We start from the raw sequence: 19,412 nt of genomic DNA on the forward strand, positions 1-19,412 counted from the left end.
ATTCGGTGATCTTCCCTTCTTCTTTTTATAGTTTAGATTTTTTTGCGTTTTCCGAAATAGAAATACATTCTGTTTTTTGAATGTATTTTTGAAATTCGAAAAAAAGAATAAGATTCTGTTTTTCAACTCGCCCATTTTCTATCGCAAAGTCCGTTTACGAACTCTTCGCAACCCTGCCAGCAAAATTTTGTCTTAGAATTTCCCGACTTCGGACGTAAATCCGTCTAAGGATAAAATTAAATCCCCCGGAAAATTACCAAAAAAATGGCGAACACAAAAGTCCATTGCTGAGGCCAAAAATCTGAAAACAGCCTTTATACAAACTGGGAAGTATATTAGAATTTCGTAAATTATTTCCTTCAATACGGATCCTATGACGAAAAAGACCTTGTAACTTTTTTAGAATCCGTTAGAATCTTATAGCGGCTAAACGTCGGGCTTCCGGACAAAAAAACAAATTGAAAAAAGAATCCAATCTCCGATCAAAAAGGCAAATCCATGAAGATGCAGATCCCCCTCCTCTCCCGTTATTTTTCCTGGTTACACAATAACGCACCCGAAGGGTCTGTGGAGATCTACCCGGAAGTCACGGATTCTTTCGAGAGTTCGCTTCCCGGAGTTCGCGTAATTGGAGATCTTACCGGGTTGCCTCTTCTCAAATTCGCCGTGGAAAGCGGATACAAAGTAGTTAGGGAAATCCAAAAAAAGAACGAAAATTCTTCACAAACAAAAAAAACATACGAACACGTCTACGACGTCGTGATTGTCGGGGCCGGCCCCGCCGGAGTTTCCGCCGGAATCGAACTCAAAAAAATACATTCCAATTTTATTATATTAGAATCCAATGATCCATTTCACACGATTAAAAGTTACCCCAAAGGAAAACCTATCTTTGCCGAGCCGGAGGACTTAAAAACAAATTCGGAGATTAAGATTCTCAACGGCACCAAAGAAAGTCTTTTAAAAGACCTCCAATCTTCGTTCAAAAAATGGAATCTTCCCCTGGAAATCGGAGCACGAGTAACGAAGATTCGAAAAGACAGCTTAGGCTTTTCGGTATCATGCGAAAATGGAAAGAATTTTCTAACAAAAGAAGTGATCCTTGCGATCGGAAAGAGCGGAGACGCAAGAAATCTTCAAGTGCCGGGAGAAGAATTGCCCAAAGTCTATCATCGATTGATCGACCCAAAAGACTTTGAAAAAGAGGACGTTCTCGTCGTCGGCGGAGGAGATTCCGCGATAGAGGCGGCGATCGCAATTAGCGATTATGCAAACTCAACTCGACTTTCTTATCGAGGGAAAGAACTCGTGCGCCCTAAATTTGAGAATAAAGAGAGATTAGAATCTCTGATCCAAGAAGGAAAGATAGAATTCTTAAAGGAAAGCGAAGTGGAAGAAATCGGAGAAAAAGAAGTAAAACTCCGAAGGACCGAATCGAAAAACAAGACCGACGCCTCTCGAACGATTACTAACTCAAGCGTCCTGATCCAAATCGGTTCCAGTGCACCGATCGAATTTTTAAAAAATATCGGCCTTAGAATTCAAAATCAAAAACGCATTTGGGATTGGATCGGTTTTATCGAGATGATTCTTTTCGCAAACGTAGTCTATTTTGGAAAAGCGTCTTTTTACGGAAGTGCAACCTACTCTCTGATCGCTCTCGTATCTCTATTTGCCTTTTTAGGCCTCGGACTTCCGTTTTCAATTCATCTCTTTAAAAAAAGGAAGGAATTGTTTTCCGATTCCTGGAATACATTCAAAAATATTTATATACTTTCCGCGGCCGCCTATTTTATCACCGTATATGCCGGAGCTAAATATTTTGACTTTTTGTTTTTAGGAAAACAACCCGGATTTCATTATACTCTTTTGTATTCTCTCACCATTCTCACTTTTGGTTTGAGAAGAATGAAGGCAAGGCCCACAAAGTATATTCGAAAACAAACCTGGACTTTAATTCTGATCCAAGTATTTCCGCTCTTTCTTTTACCGGAGATCATCCTTCCCTTCTTAGGGCAAAATGGTCTGTTAGGTGATCCGAACGGATTTCTACTAACGCAGGTTTTTCCATACGGGGCTTACTGGAACGCGTACGGATTGATTCTCGCGTGGCCTTTGAATATGGGAATTTTTTACAATACGGGAATTACAACCTTCTGGTTGGTCTACGGGATTCTACAAACCTTTGTAGTGATCCCTTATCTCGTCTATCGTTTCGGAAAAGGAGCTTATTGTGGTTGGATTTGCTCCTGCGGCGGGCTTGCGGAAACCTTAGGAGACGAGACAAGAACCAAGATGCCTCATGGAAAACTCGCCAATCAATTAGAGAATGCGGGACAGTGGATTCTTCTTTTTGCGACGGTCATTACGATTTTGAAGTTAAGCGAAATTTTCCTTTCTTCCTGGTTTCCATTTACCCACATTTTAGGAAGTATCGGAGACGGCGGAAAGAAAGTGTATGACGTCGTCGTTGATTTGATGTTAGCCGGAGTAGTCGGAGTCGGCGCTTATTTCTTTTTAAGCGGTAGAGTTTGGTGCAGATTTTTTTGTCCTTTGTCCGCGCTCATGCATATCTACGCAAAGTTCAGTCGATTTAGAATTTTCTCCGAAAAGAAAAAATGTATATCTTGTAATATCTGTACCAAGGTCTGTCACCAGGGGATCGACGTTATGAGCTATGCAAACAGAGGAATCCCGATGGACAACGTTCAGTGCGTCCGTTGTTCGGCTTGTGTCGTAAGCTGTCCTACCAACGTTCTTTCTTTTGGGGAATTAGAGAAAGATTGTTAAACGACATTAAGAGAAGATTATCCAATATTTAGAAAATAGATACACAGATTAGGCCATCTTGTTGCTCTTCTACAAAAACTTATCCAGTCAGTATGTAAATTATTGACCAAAAACATCTTTGACAAAAAGATGCTCAAACTATTATTTTTTAGGAGATTTCATGCGTTCAATAAAGTTTGGGGTAGCCTTGTTCCCACTACTCATGTTTGTAAATTGTGTATCATATCACGTTGGATCAGGGGCCTTTGCTGGAGACCACCTTTATCTTGTAGCTCATAAAGACACAGGAAATCCATACGATGTTAAACGTTTTTCAAGTCAACTTCTTCTTTGCAATATAGAAACAGACGATTCACTAAATTGCAAACCAGCTATCGTCAAAGGAATCAAATAATATGAAAAAAAGTATCCGCAAACTTCTCGTTCTAACAAGTTTATTATTCTCTTTTTCTCAATGTGTTACGCATATCGCAAAAGTGCAAGTTTTTGATAACGATAAAATTACTGTTTACAAAAATTACTGTTCAATGCGCGCTTTTGCAACGACTACTTATGGAGTTTGTAATCCATACGCCTACTATGTAGAAGATTACGTGTGTGTAGTCGAAAAGACAGGGGAATTAAGTTGCAACGATGTAACTGAGAAGTATAAAAACCCTAGTACAAAGCTTTAAAATCAAGGATCTTTTAATGAAAATATCGTATAAACTTTCTTTCACATTCATTGCACTTCTCTCGACAGTTAATTGTATAAAAGTAGCTAGTTCTGAAATCGTAAAAACTCCAAAAGGCTTTTACAGATTCTATGAAACTGCAGCGGATCGATACAACTCTAAAGTAGAATTTTGCTCGGTTGATCAGAAGACAAACGCAATCACCTGTAAGAATGTTACTGTCAATTTAGGATTCTAATAATCAATCTAATTCAATAAGGAGGCGCCTAAATGAAACGAACCTCCTCATTGAATTTATAATCATAAGAAAATATTCAATGGACAAATACAGTCTTACAATATTTATTACTCTTACTTTCAGCTTTTCTAACTGTCAGAAAGAAAATTCATATCCGGCTAAATCGTCTCCTTTGCGAAAAATCAATCTCCAGACTTTTCTAAATTCCGCCGAGTCGAAAAAATTCTCCATCGAATTAGCAAAGGGAAAAATAGATGTGAACGTTCTAAACGTTCCTAAACTCCCGCGCCAAATCAATTTCGTACTTAGACAAGACGACTGCGCTTATTATGTAATTCGCGGGAATTTACAACTCAAGCTCGCAGAAAAAGAACCAATCTTTCTTGAAAGAGAAGAAGTGCTCTTTGTTCCTGCTGGCGTCATTCATTCGATTTCCTCATCCGTTTCAAAATCTAAAATTTTGATGATTAAGAGCTCAAATGAATCTGAAATCGAATATTTGGATTAACGAAAACATAATTTTCTAAATTTTTCTTCTAAGGTTTACAGCTTCGTGTAGAAGAAACCGACCATTCTTAACAAAACAAGACCCGTCAAAGTAAAGATCAGAGAATCGAAACGATCCAAAATTCCACCGTGACCGGGAAGAAGATTCGAATAATCTTTGATCTTCGCTTTTCTCTTCAACCAACTCGCACTCAAGTCGCCGCTCAAACTCAAGATCGAGATTCCAAACGTGAGCGGTAAAGATTCGATCACGTTCTTCCCGATGACCCAAAAGAAGAAAATACCAAACGACGTTGCAAATAAGATCCCTCCTGCAAATCCTTCCCAAGTCTTGTTAGGACTGATTCGAGGCGCCATTTTCGTTTTTCCGAAACTCTGTCCCGTGAGTTGGCTGAACGCGTCGAAGACGGCCACGCTGAGATAGGTAAAAACCAAAACTCGATTTGAAAAAATAAGACCGCTCACGCAGAATAGGAGGATAACAATAATCCCGATCGAAATCGCAACGACTCGAAATTGAATCTGAAAATCGAGAAGAATTTTTCCGACTTCAAAAGCGGCTCCTATCGAAACCGAAAGACAAAATAGAATCCAATATATTCCGCCTAACGTAGAAATAAAAGTGGTTCCGACAACGATTCCGGCGTAAGACCAATACTTTGCGGTTCTCTTATGTCTTTCTTTCCTATCTTTATTTCTTCCTGAAATAAAAAACCAAACCCCACCGCCCAAAAAACCTACAAAAATAAAAAGAAGGATCCGTAAAATTTCTTTATCCAAGCGAATGTATCCTCAAAGCTCCAGGAAGAATTTTTACTGAAAACTCCATTACATCTTCATAAACTTCTCCATCCACCATCAAAAGACCGGGGTGTCCGTATTTTACGGAGGAACTAATCGCCTTAAGACGATTAGGCGGATCGTAAAAGTAGGTTTTGCTCAAGATAGAGAGATTGTGAATGGATTGTTTGATGCTTCCCGCGTCGAGTTCAGCCACGTCGAATTTTCCATCCGAAAGTTCCGCATCCGGAAAGGCAACGAAGTTCGCTACGTGTCTGCTGTTATTGATGATTCCGCCGGAAAGGGATTTTTTCTCAGCGGGAAATCGATCGTACGAAATCAGATACGAATCCCGAGTATTCACAAAAGAACCGAGAGCTGCCGCGATCGGATAACAGAATTTTCGAAAACGTTTGAAGGATCGATTCGCCATTTGAGTAACCTTCGCCGGAAATCCAAAACAAACCGTACTCGCGGAAACACAGGAAAACGATTCTTCTTTCGTCTTTATTTCCAAACTCATCAAATCGATCGTGAGTTCTTTTCCCCAGATCAATTTTTCTAAAGACATTCTCCAACTTCCCAAACCAAGATCTCTCGCAAGGGAATTCCCGGTTCCCGCAGGAACTAAACGAATTTTCGGCAAGGGCAAACGTAAAGAAGAAAGAACCTCGTGTAAGGTTCCGTCGCCTCCCACCACAATAATTTCATGGACATCGGATCTTTCTCTTGCGATCTCCTTTGCATGTCCGGGAAAATCTGTTACCTTACAGGGAATACCATTTCCTTCCAAATATGTTCTTAAAATCAGATTTTCGGCTTGGTTCTTTGAACCGCTCTTTCCGTTTAAGATTGCAAAACGTTCTTGTTTTGTTTCCATATCCAATACATTCCTCGAACGTTCGGCTTTAGTTCTTTTAAGTAGAATAAAATCGCGATCTCTTCCATGTAAGCGAAACAACAAAGAAAAAAAGAAAGATAGAGAAACGGACTCCAAACTCCAAACCAAAACAATGTCATAAAAAGAATTCCAAGCGCGTAAGCCGCAACGCGGCTCGCGTATGTGTGAAAACTGGATATGGATGAGAATTTAATAAGAGAATAAATCATCTCGGCGAAATACAAACCAAGGACGGTTGTAATCCACGGGAAGTAATTTGAAACGAATGACGGTTCAAATATTAGAATTCCATAAATTCCTGAAACAAAGGTCAGCAAATCCGCGATCGAGTCCACTTTTGCTCCGAAGGAAGACTGAACCTTTAACATTCTCGCGAGAAGACCATCTAAAATGTCCGATAATAATGCGGAAAAGAAAATCCATGAAAAAAGGAACCTTTCTTCACGGAAAACCAAATAAATCAAAGCGGGAAATAGGATAATCCGGAAAAAGGTGATCGTATTGGGAATATTTTTTACCAAAGTATTATCAGACATATCTTAACTCCCTTGCGAGAAACGAAAACGGTATACATATCCCAAAGTGCATCCGAATTAAAGAATCCGCTTCAGATTGCAATCCTTTTTTGAAAATCGATTTCAAAGGGAAGCAATTCATTTCGAAATTCGCTTTAATAAAACGTGATTTTCTTATGGAATCAATCTTATCTTTATATCGCCGCAAAGGGGAAAGTAAGCCATCGGAAAGATCGAATTACATCCTGAAATTAAGGTTCGTAATGGAAATATTTAGGATTCGACCAGATCCCTCGGACGCAATCTCGGATATTCATAGTCTTGATTCTTCTTCTTAAACCTGCGCTCAAGGAAATCCAAGAAAGACTCGGATCTGCGTGGTGTGTTTCATGATTTCCGATTCCCATTCCCAAAGGAAAAGAAAACGTATTACTTTCCAAATCGGTACGAAGTCCCGTATGCTCGCACCAGTGCCTGAGGGAGCCCCAGACATTTGCAAAAAGAAAGGAACCGAAAACAAACCAAAGATTCGGCTTTAATTCGATATAAAGAAGAATCGAGACCGAAAAAGAAAAACATAAAAACAAGATCGAACGCACCGCCGAATGCAGTCTTATGGAAGAAAGTCTTTTTTTTAAATTCGCCGAGTCTCGTTTTTTAAAAAGAATCGCTGCCACGTTGGAAAACAAAGGAACCAATTCCACAAAAACGTAAAGTTTTCTCCGACTTTGAAAAAGATTCTTTTTCCACTCAGGCCAGAGCGGATCGTCGGCGGCATTCGTATGTGCGTGATGATAAAGATGGATCTTTCGAAACGGCTCTCCGTAAAATGGAAGAAAGACAAAAGCGGAGGCAAGATTCAAAATCCATCGATCCAGACAAGATCGAGTAAGATTCCTATGAGCGCCTTCGTGTACCAAAAGAATCATCCAAGCGTGCAGAAACAATCCGGAGAACGGAAGGACAAAATAAAGGCCGTTTTGGAACATTAGATAGAAACAAAGAATTCCGGCCAACAATCCGCAAGCAGTAAGAAGACTGAAACCCAACACAAGTCCGGTGTGTTTTCTTAGTTTTTTTTCGAATTTCCTTTCCCAATCGTCTTCTGGAAATGGAAGCGAAGAATTTGGTTTTAGATATTTCATATATATGGAATATTCCTATTTTATGTTTTATTAGACCGGAAAGTTAGCTTTTTTCATTGACTGATATTTTTTGCGTAGTTTTGAACTTGGACCAAAAAGGAAGGATCCTCCAAAAAAAAGATGAACTCTTCGAACTCTTTTCTTAAATTCTCGTACAAACTTCCGAGAAAATAATTATTTGAAATTCCCTTCAAAATTCCTAACATTTTGGGACTCCACTGAGAAAGCCGCGACGCGGTCTGAATGGCGTGCTGAAGAATATTCTCGCCTTCGTAGATCTCATCTATGATTCCGAGCTCCAGGGCGGAAACGGATCGTATCGGATCACCTTTTAACGTCAAAGTCAAAGCCTTGGACGGACCGACCTTTCGTGCGAGCGTCGTCAAAAGCGGAGGTGCGCCAAACCTGATCTCCGGACGAAAAAGCATCGCCTTCTTTTCCGAAATGATATAATCCCCGCAGAGGGCAAGATCGAAACCACCTGCGGATGCAAATCCTTTTAGAACCGTGACGACGGGTTTCGGAAAGTTATAGAGAGAATTATGATATTCTAATATCCTATGTCGAAAAGATTGCAGATTAGTCCGAACCACTTCTTCAAGATCATATCCACTTGAGAAATGTTTTCCGGAAGAATTCAGGACGATCGCACGAACGTCGTCATTCTCCCGATTGGAATCAAAAACTTCCTCCAACTCGTCTCGGATTCGAATATTAAGAGCGTTGGATTTTTGAGGTCGATTTAAAGTAACAACGAGAATTTTATCATTCAGATCAGTCAATAAACACTCGTAACTCATTTTTATACCCGCTTAACGAAGAAATAAAACAAGCGGCGATTCTAATTCCACGGAATCCATAAGCAAGGAAAATTCTAAACCAACAAATCACTGAAGCAGGCTTGCAAACAAATCCTGATTCGAAAATTCAAGAACCGCTTTCGATCCGACCTCGTTCGAATCGAATCGAAAAGTCCCCTTTAATTGTTGTGTCATTATGGAAATCAATGTGAAGCCGGTCGTCTTCGGTTGAGACCAGGTCGATTTGTTTTGAATCCCGGGTCCTGCGTCCAAAACGATCAGCATATAGCGATTTTTTGAAAAGTTCAATTCTACCGTGATTTTACTTTCTTTATTTTTTTTACCGGAATGCAGAACCGCGTTGTTCAACAACTCATACACGATCATCGCAAACGGAACCGAAATTTCTATACTCAGCGGAGCGCCATTTTTGCTCCGTATCAACTCGATCGAGGAGCCGTCCTGAATTCTTATCAAACCTACGATTTCTTCCAAGACCTTATTGAGATCGACTTCGTAATCGGTTTCCGACTTGTAGATCGCGTCGTGAATTTTCGATAACATCAAAATTCTTTCGTTAAAACTTTTGATCTGTTGATCGCTGCTTTGGATTTCGTTGTTCTGGTGTAAATTCGCGAAACCGCTCAAAATCTGAAGATTGTTTTTGACACGATGATGAATCTCACGAATAAAAACTTCTTTTTCCTTTTTATGGCTCGTAAGAACTCGAACGGTTATGATGGCAAGGGTACAGAAGAGTATAAACTTGAGAATCGTATCGAAAATAAACGCGGAACTCAATTCTCCCCTTCCCCAATACTGATACATTCGAATCGCCATCAAAATCCCCGTATAACAAGAAACGGCGATCGTAAGTTTACTATTGGAAAAATGTAAGAATAATACGATGATCGTAGCCATCGAAAAATAAACGTTACCGGTTTGCATTCCGAAAAATATTCCGAACGTCAAAGCCGTTAAACTCAGATACAGGATCGAATAAATCGCCGCTTCCAATCGATTGATCATAAGAAAAAAGATCGATATGAGAGCGGACACGGCAAAGATCAAAAAACCCACTCGAATTCCTTGCCGGATATAAAGAAGACAAGCGAGAATCGAAACGATAAAAATAACAAGATCGGTTATATAGAGATGATAAGCTTTTTTGCGGGTTAGATAATCCCTTCTTCCGTAAATTCTGTTGATTCTTTCAAAAAACATTATGCTTTTCACTTTTCAGATGAAGGAGGCCCTTCGAAACGTGGGACATGATTCTTCAGCGCCTAACAAAATTCAAATGTTTTTCTAAAACACAATTTCCTTATACTCTTTAGTTAGAATTCGATGTCTTTTCTCTTTCAAAACGTACAACGAAAGGAGAAAATACGACTTCCGTTTAGAAAGCGAGCAAATTAAGACGAAATCGATCGCAGAAACAAAAAGACGTTTTAAGGATTCGAGTTAAAGATGAGTCAATTGATCCAGAAAGGCGACGGCAAAACTTCCGGTTCCTTTGGATTCTTGTGCCGCCTTTGAGCCGGCGATCGCAAAGACTGCAGAAGCCGAAACTGCCGCACGTAACGGATCTTTTTGAACACCCAAGAACGAGGCGATCAAAGCCCCCAAGGAACAACCGACTCCAGTCACCTTTGTCATGATCGGATGCCCGCCCGGAACGGCGATCGTATCGTTTCCGTTCGTAATATAATCGATTTCGCCGCTGACCGCAACGATTGCACCGGTTTTTTTAGAAAGTTCTTTTGCAAAGGGCAAGGCCTCAAAGGATCGAGCCGTGGAATCCACACCTTTCCCGCTTTCACCTGTTCCGGCTAACGCAAGAATTTCGGAAGCATTCCCTCGAATGACGGTCGGTTTTTGATTCATTAATTCTTTTACAACCTCGGTTCTAAAACGCAAAGCCCCAGCGGCCACAGGATCCAGAACCCAGGGAGTTCCCGCCTCGTTAGCCGCAGTCGCCGCGATCCTCATCACCTTTGCATCGGCGTTTGTTACGGTTCCGACGTTGATCAAAACACCGTTCGCGATCGCTGCAAAATCCCCGACTTCTTCCTCGGCTATCACCATCGCAGGCGAAGCTCCGATTGCAAGGAGGACGTTAGCGGTCCAATTGGTGACCACGATATTCGTTATAACATGCGTTAGGGGAGTTTTCTTTCTGAGCTCGGAAAGATCTTCCACGATCTCGCGAGAGGGCCATATTCTTTCTATCATCGAAGTGGTTGACATTGATTCTTTCTTCCACAACTCATAACACCGGAAACGAATCTGTAAAGAATTTAACGGTCTATAATCGTTTTCGGTTTCTTTTTCAAAGAGAAACCGTCTTTTCGAGGAGCGCGCCAGTGAGTCGGAGGCCGGAAAACAAGACTGAATCGGTCTTACTAAAAATCGGAGTGAAGCACTTCTTTAGGAATTACTTCCGCAAAGAACAAAAAGAAACGAACTTCGAAGACATCGGGTCCAAATCTTTGTATATGAAAATAAATTTCATATCGACCCAATCAAAGGAGTAACGGATGAATCTTTTCAGGAATACGATCGTCATAGGAATCTATTTCCTTTTTTTGTTAAGCGACTACGCACAAAGCGGAGCCCCGAAAGACAACTGCAAAACGGAAAGAGAAACCTACTGTAAAGACTCAAGACCAGGACCGGAAATACACCGTTGTCTCAAAGAAAACGAATCCAAACTCTCCGACTCATGCAAAGCGCATCTCGCAGAAATGGAAACAAGACACAAGGCTGCAAAAGAAGCTTGTGCGAATGACGAACAAAAATTCTGCAAAGAATCCTCCCGCGAAAACGGAGGACCGATCCGTTGCCTCAAATCGCACGAAACGGAGCTAAGCGCGAAATGTAGAGATGCGCTCCCACCCCTTCCGGACAAACGCTAAAGATTTGGGCATTCCCCGCTTGCAAAATTTTCGACATAGGGAAGAACGAAAGAAAAAGCAAGCGGGTCGGGCTACTCCAAGTTCGTCGCAAAGCGACTCATCTCGAACGGGATTGCCCCAATCACAAATCGACCCGATGAGGTTCGAGACGCTGCGCGCTTTCCGTATCCCTAATGCGTTTTCCAAAACCGGAAATTACTTGACTCGAAGAAGATGAATTAGAAAATCACTCAGCCTTCAAAATCCGAGATTCACGATGCAACTCAAAACAATCCTTCTGTTCCTTTTCGTAATTCAAATTCTATTTACGCTCGCGATGAAATATTTATCGTATCAAGGCGACAATTCGTCGCAACTGCATGAGCAAATTCTAAAATACTTCACCGAAGTCGATATTCAAAAAGGAATCGAATACGCAAGAAGCGGATTTTTCGCGTCCGTCCTATCCGATCTTTTGGATTTTGTGGTCGCCGGGCTTTTTGTTTTCTCACCTCTTTCCATGAAGTTGGAATCTTATTTGGAAAAAAAAACGGGGAATCGTTTTTATCTCACAGTATTATTTTTCTTTTTGATTTTTAGCGCGGTTCAATTTTTGATTTCGATTCCGTTTCAATATTATTTCGGATTCGTGCTTGAGCACCAATTCGGTTTTTCTAAAATGACCTTTCCGGATTGGGTCGTTTATACGGGCAAATCCTTGGGAATAGCCGCGTTAGGCGGAAGCATCGCAGTCGTCGGGATCGCATTCTTACTCAAAAAATTTCGGAGGTCATGGAAATATTTACTTCCGATGATTTCTTTAGTCTTCGGCCTTTTATTTTCCATTTTATTTCCGATCGTAATCACACCTCTTTTTTACGAATACAAACCGATCGAGGAAGGAAATCTCAAAACCAAAATCGTCGCACTTTGTGAAAAAGCGGAAATCCAAATCGAAAACGTCTATGTGATCAACGAAAGTAAATATTCTGGACATACAAACGCGTATTTTACCGGCTGGGGAGAAAACAGAAAGATCTTTCTTTACGATACTCTCATTCAAAATCATACCGAAGAGGAAATCATCAGCGTCCTCGGGCACGAAATCGGACACTGGACTCACAATCATCAGGTCAAAGATATAGTAATCGGTACGATGGAAACCCTGGTTTTATGCTTTATATTGAGTTATCTTTTTCAAAAGTTCAAAACTGAAGGATCCATATCATTGCGGGAATTTTATTCTCCCTCTACACTTCCATTTTTATTCTTACTTCTTTCCCTTTTTGGCTCTTTGACAAGGCCGGTCTGGAGTGCTTTGAGCAGAACGCAGGAGATAGAAGCCGATATCGAAGCGTTAGTGCTGACAAATGATAAGAAGTCGTTTATCAATACCGAAATCAAGTTGGCCAAAGACAATCAAGGAAGGCTGAATCCGCATCCGGCGGAAGTCTTCTTTTACCATTCTCACCCGACCACTCTGGAAAGAATCCATTTGGCAGAAGCTTGGAAAGAATAACCTCCCGTTAAGAAATCGTCTTCCAATTGGAAGAAACTTGTTACTAAGAATTCATATAAATCCTATTTTTATGGTTTCAAATTCTAAAATTTTTGGGATCATAAGGATAGATGATAGCAGGTTCATCCGAAGAAAATATCGAACTCAAGACTCAAACCTTGGGTATGCGGATCTTAAAAGAAGACGAAAGTCATTCCTCCCGATTTTTTTCCGAACATTTCTGGAGCAAAACGTTTCTAAAACTTTCGCTTCGTTATCCTAAACTCAAAGTGGAAATGTTCCGCTTTGTGGATGTTCTCCCTTCCTTGCGGACAAAAAAAGAAATTACTGAACATTTTGTTCTCTATCTTATCAACAAAGATACTGAAATTTCGAATTGGGTCCGACCGTTTCTTCGAAACGTTCTCTCAGCTTTTCCCATCTCTTACTTTTTTGGAATGATGATACGAGCAGCGGTTCTTAGAACCTCCGGAAACTTTATCGCCGGAATAAATTTCGAAGATGCGAAAACGCGATTACAAAACCTACGAAAAGAAGAATCCGTTTTTACTCTCGACGTTTTAGGTGAAGCCGCCCTTTCCGAAAAAGAAGCGGTCGCTTATCAAAAACAATATCTCGACATTCTAAAAAGTCTGGATTCGTTTGCGGGATCGGAATCCACCCGCTACGGAACCTGTCCTTTCGTAAACGTTTCCGTCAAATGTTCGAGTTTGTATTCTCAGATTTCATCTTTGGCGACGGAAGAATCAGTATCCGCTCTTAAGGAAAGACTAAGACCGATTCTACGACTTGCGAAGGAAAAAAACTATTTCATAAATTTAGACGCTGAACAATTTGACTACAAAGAAATTCTACTTTCCCTTGCGGAAGAAATTTTTTCCGAACCGGAGTTCGCCGCTTATCCGCATTTCGGAATCGTAATCCAAACCTACTTAAAAAATTCCCAAAAAGATCTCATTCGAATTTTAGAATATTCTAAAAATAGAAATACTCCTATTACGGTCCGTTTAGTCAAAGGCGCGTATTGGGAATACGAAGTGATTCGATCCAGAGAAAAAGGCTGGGAAACCCCCGTTTTCGAAAATAAAGAGGAAACGGATTTCAACTATGAAACGTGCGCGAAAATGCTCCTAGATTCATATCCTCGGATTCTTTCAGCTTTTGCGTCCCATAACATCCGAAGTCTTTCCGCCATTCTCGCCTACGCGGAAATCAAAGAAATTCCCAAAAGAGATTTTGAAATTCAGATGTTATACGGAATGGGTAATTCATATAAGTTTGTCTTTAAAAGAATGGGTTATCGAATCCGCGAATATACGCCGTTAGGCGAGTTTCTCCCAGGAATGGCTTATCTCGTACGGAGACTTTTGGAGAACACCTCCAATCAGGGTTTTCTCCAAAATTTCATCACGGGGAGAATGGATTACTCACGTCTTCTAAAAAATCCCGAGGAATCGATCCATGCAAAACTTTCGTAACGAACCTATCCGAGATTTTTCCAAAGGGGAAAATAGAAAATGGATTTCCGATTCGATTCAAAAAGTCCGAAGTAATTTTCCGATTTTTGTACCGACGATCATTTCCGGAAAGGAAATCAAAAATCTTTCAAAAGAAAAACATACAAACCCCGCGAACAAAAAAGAGATTACGACCGAATATTCGCTCAGCGATCGTTCTACTCTGGAAAACTCGATCCTGATTTCAAAAAAACATTCTTTCGATTGGAGCGTCCGCAATCCTAAGGAAAGAATTTCGATTCTTCGGAAAGTCGGCGACTTGATCGGTGAAAACAAGGACGAACTCTGTGCGCTTATTCTTTTGGAGACTGGAAAAAATATTCCCGAAGCGGAAGCGGATATCATAGAAGCTATCGATTTTTGCAGATATTACGCGAGCGAATACGAAAAAATTTTCCAAGGACAAAGAGTCGATATTCCCGGCGAAGAAAATTTCTATTCTTATAAACCGAAAGGGATTGTAGGTGTGATCGCCCCTTGGAACTTTCCTGCGGCAATTTTGACGGGGATGTGCGCCGGTCCCCTTGTTTGCGGAAACGCGGTTCTCTTAAAACCTGCGGAACAATCTTCTGCGACCGCGTTTTATCTTTTTCGTCTTTTCTTAAAAGCGGGAATCCCGAACGAGGTCTTTCATTTTTTACCGGGAAAAGGCGAAGAGATCGGGGCCGAAATCGTAAGACATCCAGACGTCGCACTGATCAACTTTACCGGATCCAGAGAAGTGGGAGTTTCCATTCTCAAAGAATGCGGAAACATAAAACCGGCTGCAAAAAGAATCAAGCGTGCGTTATGCGAAATGGGAGGGAAAAATCCGATCATCGTCGACGGAGACGCCGATTTGGACCTTGCGGTAGAAGGAGCGCTTATTTCCGCCTTCGGTTTTCAAGGACAAAAGTGCAGCGCTCTTTCAAGATTGATCGTATTAGATTCTTGTTATGAAACTTTCAAAGCCAGATTTATCGAAGCGGTTTCGTCATTGAAGGTCGGCCCTCCGGAAATTCTTTCCGCAAAAATCGGGCCCGTCATCGGCGAAGAATCAAGGCTGAGATTGGAAAAAATCATTTCCGAACATAAGGCAAAAATTCTCTTTCAAACTAATATATCCGAAGAATTAAAGACAAAAGGCCAATACGTGCCGGCGACGATCTTTGAAGAAGAAGACTGGAACGGCGATCTTGCTAAAAAGGAATTTTTCGGTCCTCTCGTTGCGATCTTCCGAACAAAAACGTTTTCAGAAGCGATCCAAAAAGCAAACGATTCCGACTACGCTCTCACGGCTGGACTTTATTCCCGCAACCCGGAGCATATAGAAGAAGCAAAACTGAAAATCGAAGCCGGTAACTTTTATATCAATCGAGCGATCACAGGCGCGGTTGTGGAAAGACAACCTTTTGGCGGCTTCAAACTTTCCGGAGTCGGCGCAAAAGCGGGAGGCCCCGATTATATCAAAAGTTTTTTGGAACCGGTAACGATCACCGAGAATACGATGAGAAGAGGTTTTACCGCGGATCTAATTCAATAAAAGAAGAATCGTTAGGACGATAGTCGATACAGAGAATCGCGATGTCGTCGTCCGGATTTTTCCCTTTCATAAACTCTTCCAAATCAAAGAACAAAAGATCCAAAAAAGTTTCTGCAGGTTGTTTTGCGTTCGCCAAAAGAAATTCCTCAAAACAAGATTCTCCATAATCCCGTCCCATCTTATTCTTCGCTTCTATCAATCCGTCGGTAAAGAGTATTAGTTTATCATTCTTTTTTAATTGATATTCGGAGGAATAATACTTCCAATCCGGTTCGATCCCTAAGATAAACGTATTCTCGCTTTTCAATTCGTGGATCTCGGTATAATTTCCTCGAACTACCAGAGCGGGTTGATGTCCCGCACTTGCATATTTCAACATTCCGCTTTTATTCAAGATACAATAGAAAGCGGTCACAAAAAGATCCTGTTTTTCTAATATTCCGCACAAGGATCGATTGACCAAACTCAGAAGCAAATCCGGCTCCTTTACTTCTTGGCAGTGATTTCGAAAGGCCGCTTTGGTCATCATCGTCACTAGGGCCGAAGCGACCCCGTGCCCGGAAACGTCGGAAATAAAAAAACCGATCTGATCGTCTCCCAAATCCACCACGTCGTAAAAGTCCCCTCCGATTTTTTCTAAGGAAAAATATTTCGCCGAGAGAGTCAGATCCGGTCGTTTAATCCTTGTTAAATCCGGAAGTGTGTCCTGTTGTAATCTTCTTGCCAGCGTCAGATCAAGCGTTTGAACACGATTCAGTCTTTGGATGTTCCGTTTGTGTTTTTTGGTTTCGACGAGGTGGCGGGTGAGTTGATTTCCCATATTTCGCACGTTTTCTGACGCGCGCAAAAGCCAAATATGCATAAAAAAGAATACGATCCAGAAAACAAAAATCGATTTGATATGAAGCTGTAAATATTCCGGATTATATGCGAGGAGTAATCCGAAAAAGACAAAGTAGTATGTTACGAACCACAAAGTGAGATAGACGCTTCGTGCGAGCCCCAGCACCGGAAGTTGAATACTGATCACAAAAATAAACATCACCGGGAAGTATTCAGGTGCGAGAAACGTAAAGTATCCGTAGAATGCAGGTAACGGTAAAGAAAGAAGAAGCGATCGATTAGCCCAAAGAAGCGCCGACCAGCGTCCCGTGATCATTCTAAAATTACTGTAAAGGGTTACGGCGACGGTATATAAGAAATTGAGAACAACCCACTGAGGTTCGGGTGTGACGGAATCGCGGAGATAAAAACGTAATACGATCCAAAAGACGACAACCCCGAAAGCTCCTTGAAGAAGAGAAAAAGTGATTTCGCTTTTCAAAGTTTTTTTCAACTGAAGAAAAAACTTAGTCATATTTTCCTGAATTTCATCCTATGATCCAAAGATATTCGCTCGACATTTCAGACTCGATTCTCGCGGGGAATCAGACAATTCAATGAAAGGATTCTTAAATTCTTATCCTTAAAAAGAATCGAGAAACGGTCTTCTGAGTATCATATATTTTACGATATACACTCTTTTCTTTGAGTATCGCAGTTTAAAAAAATCAAAATTCCAAGTTTGTGAACGGTGCGTTTTCTTTCCGAAGCGGGTTCTAAGACACGTTTCAAAAATGGATTTTGGCGAGTGAAAAGTTCACAATGAAATCTCTATCAATGGAAAACCGAAAAGATTAAAATCAATCAGTTCGGCTTTTTTGCGACCGCAATGTAAGCTTCGGAAGAAAGAGAAATCGGAAGTTGTGTGAGTTGCGCTTGAATGTGCTCCAACATGATTCTTCTTTTTTCGTTCCAGATCGTTTCTTCCATTTTGCTTTTCATCCATTGAAGCGGCGCACCGCCTTCTATCATGGAATCTAAAAATTCTTCCGCTCCTTTCACTTCGAGCGAATTTGAAAACGGATGAATCTCGATCTCTCGAAAACCTGCAGCCTCCAATTGCTCAAGAAAGAATTCCGGATTCTCAAAACTGGAAACATTGGTCTGAGGTTCCGGGATTTCAGGATTAGCCTGACGAAGTGCAGAGAATAAAAATTGCATCAGAGAAGAATTTGCAACGGGCGCCCAACCGGATACCGCCGCCTTCTTTCCCGGTTTAAGAACTCGATACATCTCCTTGAGGCCTTGGAGTTTATCCGGAAAAAACATCAAACCGAACATCGAAAACGCTCCGTCGAATCGATTTTCAGGGAACTCCAGTTTCTGGCCATCCATCACGAGAGGAACGATATTCTGAACGTTAGCTTCCTTCATTCCTTTCTTGAGCTGTTCGATCATCGCATCCGAAAAATCGATCGCGTAAATTTCCTTTACTGACTTCGAAAGAGGGATCGCGAGCGTTCCGGGCCCCGCGGCTATGTCTAAAACGACGCACTCCGATTTTAGCCCGAGCAAATCCATCGCCTTAAGAGAATATGCTTCTAAGAATTGTTTGGTGGACTTCGTGTATCCTTCCGCGACTAAGGACCAAGGTGGAACGGTTGAAAGAGGATTGGACATGATTCCTATTCTTTGTAAGAGTCGCAAAATATTGCCAGCAAAATCTTAAATTCTTCCTCCGATTAACCGGAATCCGAGATGACAAGGAGCTAACAACAATATGACGCAACGATCAATATCTGCCTATAATTTATTTCCAAAATGGAACGGACTTTGAAAGCGAACGTTTACAAAAACGGTTTTTTTGCTCTTTCCTCTCCGGATAAGAATTCGAATCTTCAGAGATAAACTTCCATTCTCCAGTTTCAGAATGAACAAAAAAAATGAATCCGGCGGAGAGAAATTTCGAGATTCGGCAGGCGGACGGCTTTTTTAAAAAAAATCTTCTTAAATTTTTCCCAGTTATGACCGGTGATCCGAAGTCAAGCTTTTTGAAGCAAAACTACTTTGTCGGAGTTCCGACACGGGGATTTGCGCTTGCAAAAAGTATGATTTTCTGATAGAGGAAAGTCTCCCAAGATTTTTCCCGCCACCTCTCCCCTCCACCCGAGATCAGGGCGGGGCGCGCGACTTTCACGGAGGATTGTAGGAGTTACGACAGATTCTTCTTAAGATCCAGACAAATTGTAGGTAAGGATATAGCCTCTTCTCTACAAGGTGGATTTTATTTTGTATCCCACCGAAAGTAGGAACTCCCAAAATTCTCTTTTTATTCGGAAGAACTCGGATGCAACTCCAAAACCTTTAGCAACTCCTCTGGATACTTCCAAGGTCTTTTTTTGGCAAAATCAAAAAGAATACAAATAGAAAGAGAATCGCAGGCAACCTTCCCGTCGGATTTCCGAATAAGCTTTTGAAAGATCTTACAACGTGAACCCTGAAATTCTCCAAAACTCGTAGTCACGAGAATGGATTCCGGATATCGAATTTCCGCTTTATAATCCGTTTCAGATCGAAGAATCATCGGGCCAATATTTTCTTCTTTCATCTTAGAATAACTCAGCCCGGCTTCTTCCAGAGCCACCATTCTTCCTTCATGTAAAAAAACCTGAAAATTCCCGACATTGAGATGTCCATTCGGATCACATTGACTCCAAAGCACCCGGATCTCAGATTGAAACTCTCTCGAAATCAAATTCATAAACTACTCCATTTATAATCCTGT

At 41.1% G+C, this 19,412-nt stretch carries 19 protein-coding genes; 9 read left to right on the plus strand and 10 right to left on the minus strand.

The genetic code is table 11. The annotated features are described in order from the left end of the window. Positions 1-498 precede the first annotated feature (498 nt). From JWG45_RS01615 to JWG45_RS01630, 5 genes are all read left to right on the plus strand, one after another. On the plus strand, positions 499-2,790 hold the full coding sequence (locus tag JWG45_RS01615; protein WP_205278038.1) for an NAD(P)-binding domain-containing protein: 2,292 nt from the start codon (positions 499-501) through the stop codon (positions 2,788-2,790). Positions 2,791-2,950: 160 nt separating this feature from the next. Continuing rightward, positions 2,951-3,184, plus strand: coding sequence for a hypothetical protein (locus tag JWG45_RS01620; RefSeq protein WP_205278039.1), 234 nt, complete (start codon positions 2,951-2,953; stop codon positions 3,182-3,184). Between the two features lies 1 nt (position 3,185). Continuing rightward, the gene (locus JWG45_RS22070; RefSeq protein ID WP_232380462.1) at positions 3,186-3,464 is read left to right on the plus strand and encodes a hypothetical protein; all 279 of its coding nucleotides are present in this window, start codon (positions 3,186-3,188) and stop codon (positions 3,462-3,464) included. A 16-nt stretch (positions 3,465-3,480) separates the two neighbouring features. Further along, on the plus strand, positions 3,481-3,702 hold the full coding sequence (locus JWG45_RS01625; protein WP_205278040.1) for a hypothetical protein: 222 nt from the start codon (positions 3,481-3,483) through the stop codon (positions 3,700-3,702). Between the two features lie 79 nt (positions 3,703-3,781). Then, a complete protein-coding gene (locus JWG45_RS01630; RefSeq protein ID WP_205278041.1) occupies positions 3,782-4,210 on the plus strand; it encodes a cupin domain-containing protein in 429 nt (142 codons plus the stop codon). Positions 4,211-4,245: 35 nt separating this feature from the next. Here JWG45_RS01630 and JWG45_RS01635 read toward each other — a convergent pair whose 3' ends face one another. The 7 genes from JWG45_RS01635 to thiM form a co-directional block, all read right to left on the minus strand. Then, the gene (locus tag JWG45_RS01635) at positions 4,246-4,989 is read right to left on the minus strand and encodes a phosphatidate cytidylyltransferase (RefSeq protein ID WP_205278042.1); all 744 of its coding nucleotides are present in this window, start codon (positions 4,987-4,989) and stop codon (positions 4,246-4,248) included. Beyond that, on the minus strand, positions 4,982-5,869 hold the full coding sequence (locus tag JWG45_RS01640) for a diacylglycerol/lipid kinase family protein (RefSeq protein WP_205278043.1): 888 nt from the start codon (positions 5,867-5,869) through the stop codon (positions 4,982-4,984). The genes JWG45_RS01635 and JWG45_RS01640 overlap by 8 nt, the downstream gene beginning before the upstream one ends. After that, positions 5,836-6,426 (minus strand): CDP-alcohol phosphatidyltransferase family protein, encoded by a 591-nt coding sequence (locus JWG45_RS01645; protein ID WP_205278044.1) that lies wholly within the window; start codon positions 6,424-6,426, stop codon positions 5,836-5,838. The genes JWG45_RS01640 and JWG45_RS01645 overlap by 34 nt, the downstream gene beginning before the upstream one ends. 230 nt (positions 6,427-6,656) lie before the next feature. Continuing rightward, positions 6,657-7,550 carry a fatty acid desaturase family protein gene (locus JWG45_RS01650; RefSeq protein ID WP_205278045.1) on the minus strand — a complete coding sequence of 298 codons (894 nt, stop codon included), beginning with the start codon at positions 7,548-7,550 and terminating at the stop codon, positions 6,657-6,659. 53 nt (positions 7,551-7,603) lie between these two features. Then, positions 7,604-8,350: an enoyl-CoA hydratase/isomerase family protein gene (locus JWG45_RS01655; RefSeq protein WP_205278046.1), complete on the minus strand. Its 747-nt coding sequence runs from the start codon at positions 8,348-8,350 to the stop codon at positions 7,604-7,606. An 87-nt stretch (positions 8,351-8,437) separates the two neighbouring features. Then, positions 8,438-9,574, minus strand: a complete 1,137-nt coding sequence (locus JWG45_RS01660) for a sensor histidine kinase (RefSeq protein WP_205278047.1) — start codon at positions 9,572-9,574, stop codon at positions 8,438-8,440. A 240-nt stretch (positions 9,575-9,814) separates the two neighbouring features. Further along, complete coding sequence (gene thiM / locus JWG45_RS01665) at positions 9,815-10,600, minus strand: hydroxyethylthiazole kinase (RefSeq protein ID WP_205278048.1); 786 nt, start codon at positions 10,598-10,600, stop codon at positions 9,815-9,817. A 290-nt stretch (positions 10,601-10,890) separates the two neighbouring features. On the opposite strand from thiM, the gene JWG45_RS01670 reads away from it, so the two are divergent. From JWG45_RS01670 to JWG45_RS01685, 4 genes are all read left to right on the plus strand, one after another. Beyond that, the gene (locus JWG45_RS01670) at positions 10,891-11,268 is read left to right on the plus strand and encodes a hypothetical protein (protein WP_205278049.1); all 378 of its coding nucleotides are present in this window, start codon (positions 10,891-10,893) and stop codon (positions 11,266-11,268) included. A 256-nt stretch (positions 11,269-11,524) separates the two neighbouring features. Further along, a complete protein-coding gene (locus JWG45_RS01675) occupies positions 11,525-12,766 on the plus strand; it encodes a M48 family metallopeptidase (RefSeq protein ID WP_205278050.1) in 1,242 nt (413 codons plus the stop codon). A gap of 110 nt (positions 12,767-12,876) precedes the next feature. Further along, complete coding sequence (locus JWG45_RS01680; protein ID WP_205278051.1) at positions 12,877-14,244, plus strand: proline dehydrogenase family protein; 1,368 nt, start codon at positions 12,877-12,879, stop codon at positions 14,242-14,244. Next, positions 14,228-15,805 (plus strand): aldehyde dehydrogenase family protein, encoded by a 1,578-nt coding sequence (locus JWG45_RS01685; RefSeq protein WP_205278052.1) that lies wholly within the window; start codon positions 14,228-14,230, stop codon positions 15,803-15,805. The genes JWG45_RS01680 and JWG45_RS01685 overlap by 17 nt, the downstream gene beginning before the upstream one ends. On the opposite strand, the gene JWG45_RS01690 is transcribed toward JWG45_RS01685, so the two are convergent. From JWG45_RS01690 to JWG45_RS01700, 3 genes are all read right to left on the minus strand, one after another. Next, positions 15,783-17,162: a PP2C family protein-serine/threonine phosphatase gene (locus tag JWG45_RS01690; protein WP_205278053.1), complete on the minus strand. Its 1,380-nt coding sequence runs from the start codon at positions 17,160-17,162 to the stop codon at positions 15,783-15,785. The two genes, JWG45_RS01685 and JWG45_RS01690, sit on opposite strands and share 23 nt — an antisense overlap. Before the next feature lie 329 nt (positions 17,163-17,491). Further along, positions 17,492-18,307, minus strand: coding sequence for a class I SAM-dependent methyltransferase (locus JWG45_RS01695; protein WP_205278054.1), 816 nt, complete (start codon positions 18,305-18,307; stop codon positions 17,492-17,494). A gap of 649 nt (positions 18,308-18,956) precedes the next feature. Then, complete coding sequence (locus JWG45_RS01700) at positions 18,957-19,388, minus strand: acyl-CoA thioesterase (protein ID WP_205278055.1); 432 nt, start codon at positions 19,386-19,388, stop codon at positions 18,957-18,959. Positions 19,389-19,412 lie beyond the last annotated feature (24 nt).

It is taken from the genome of Leptospira ainlahdjerensis (genome assembly GCF_016919175.1).
Taxonomy (GTDB): domain Bacteria; phylum Spirochaetota; class Leptospiria; order Leptospirales; family Leptospiraceae; genus Leptospira; species Leptospira ainlahdjerensis.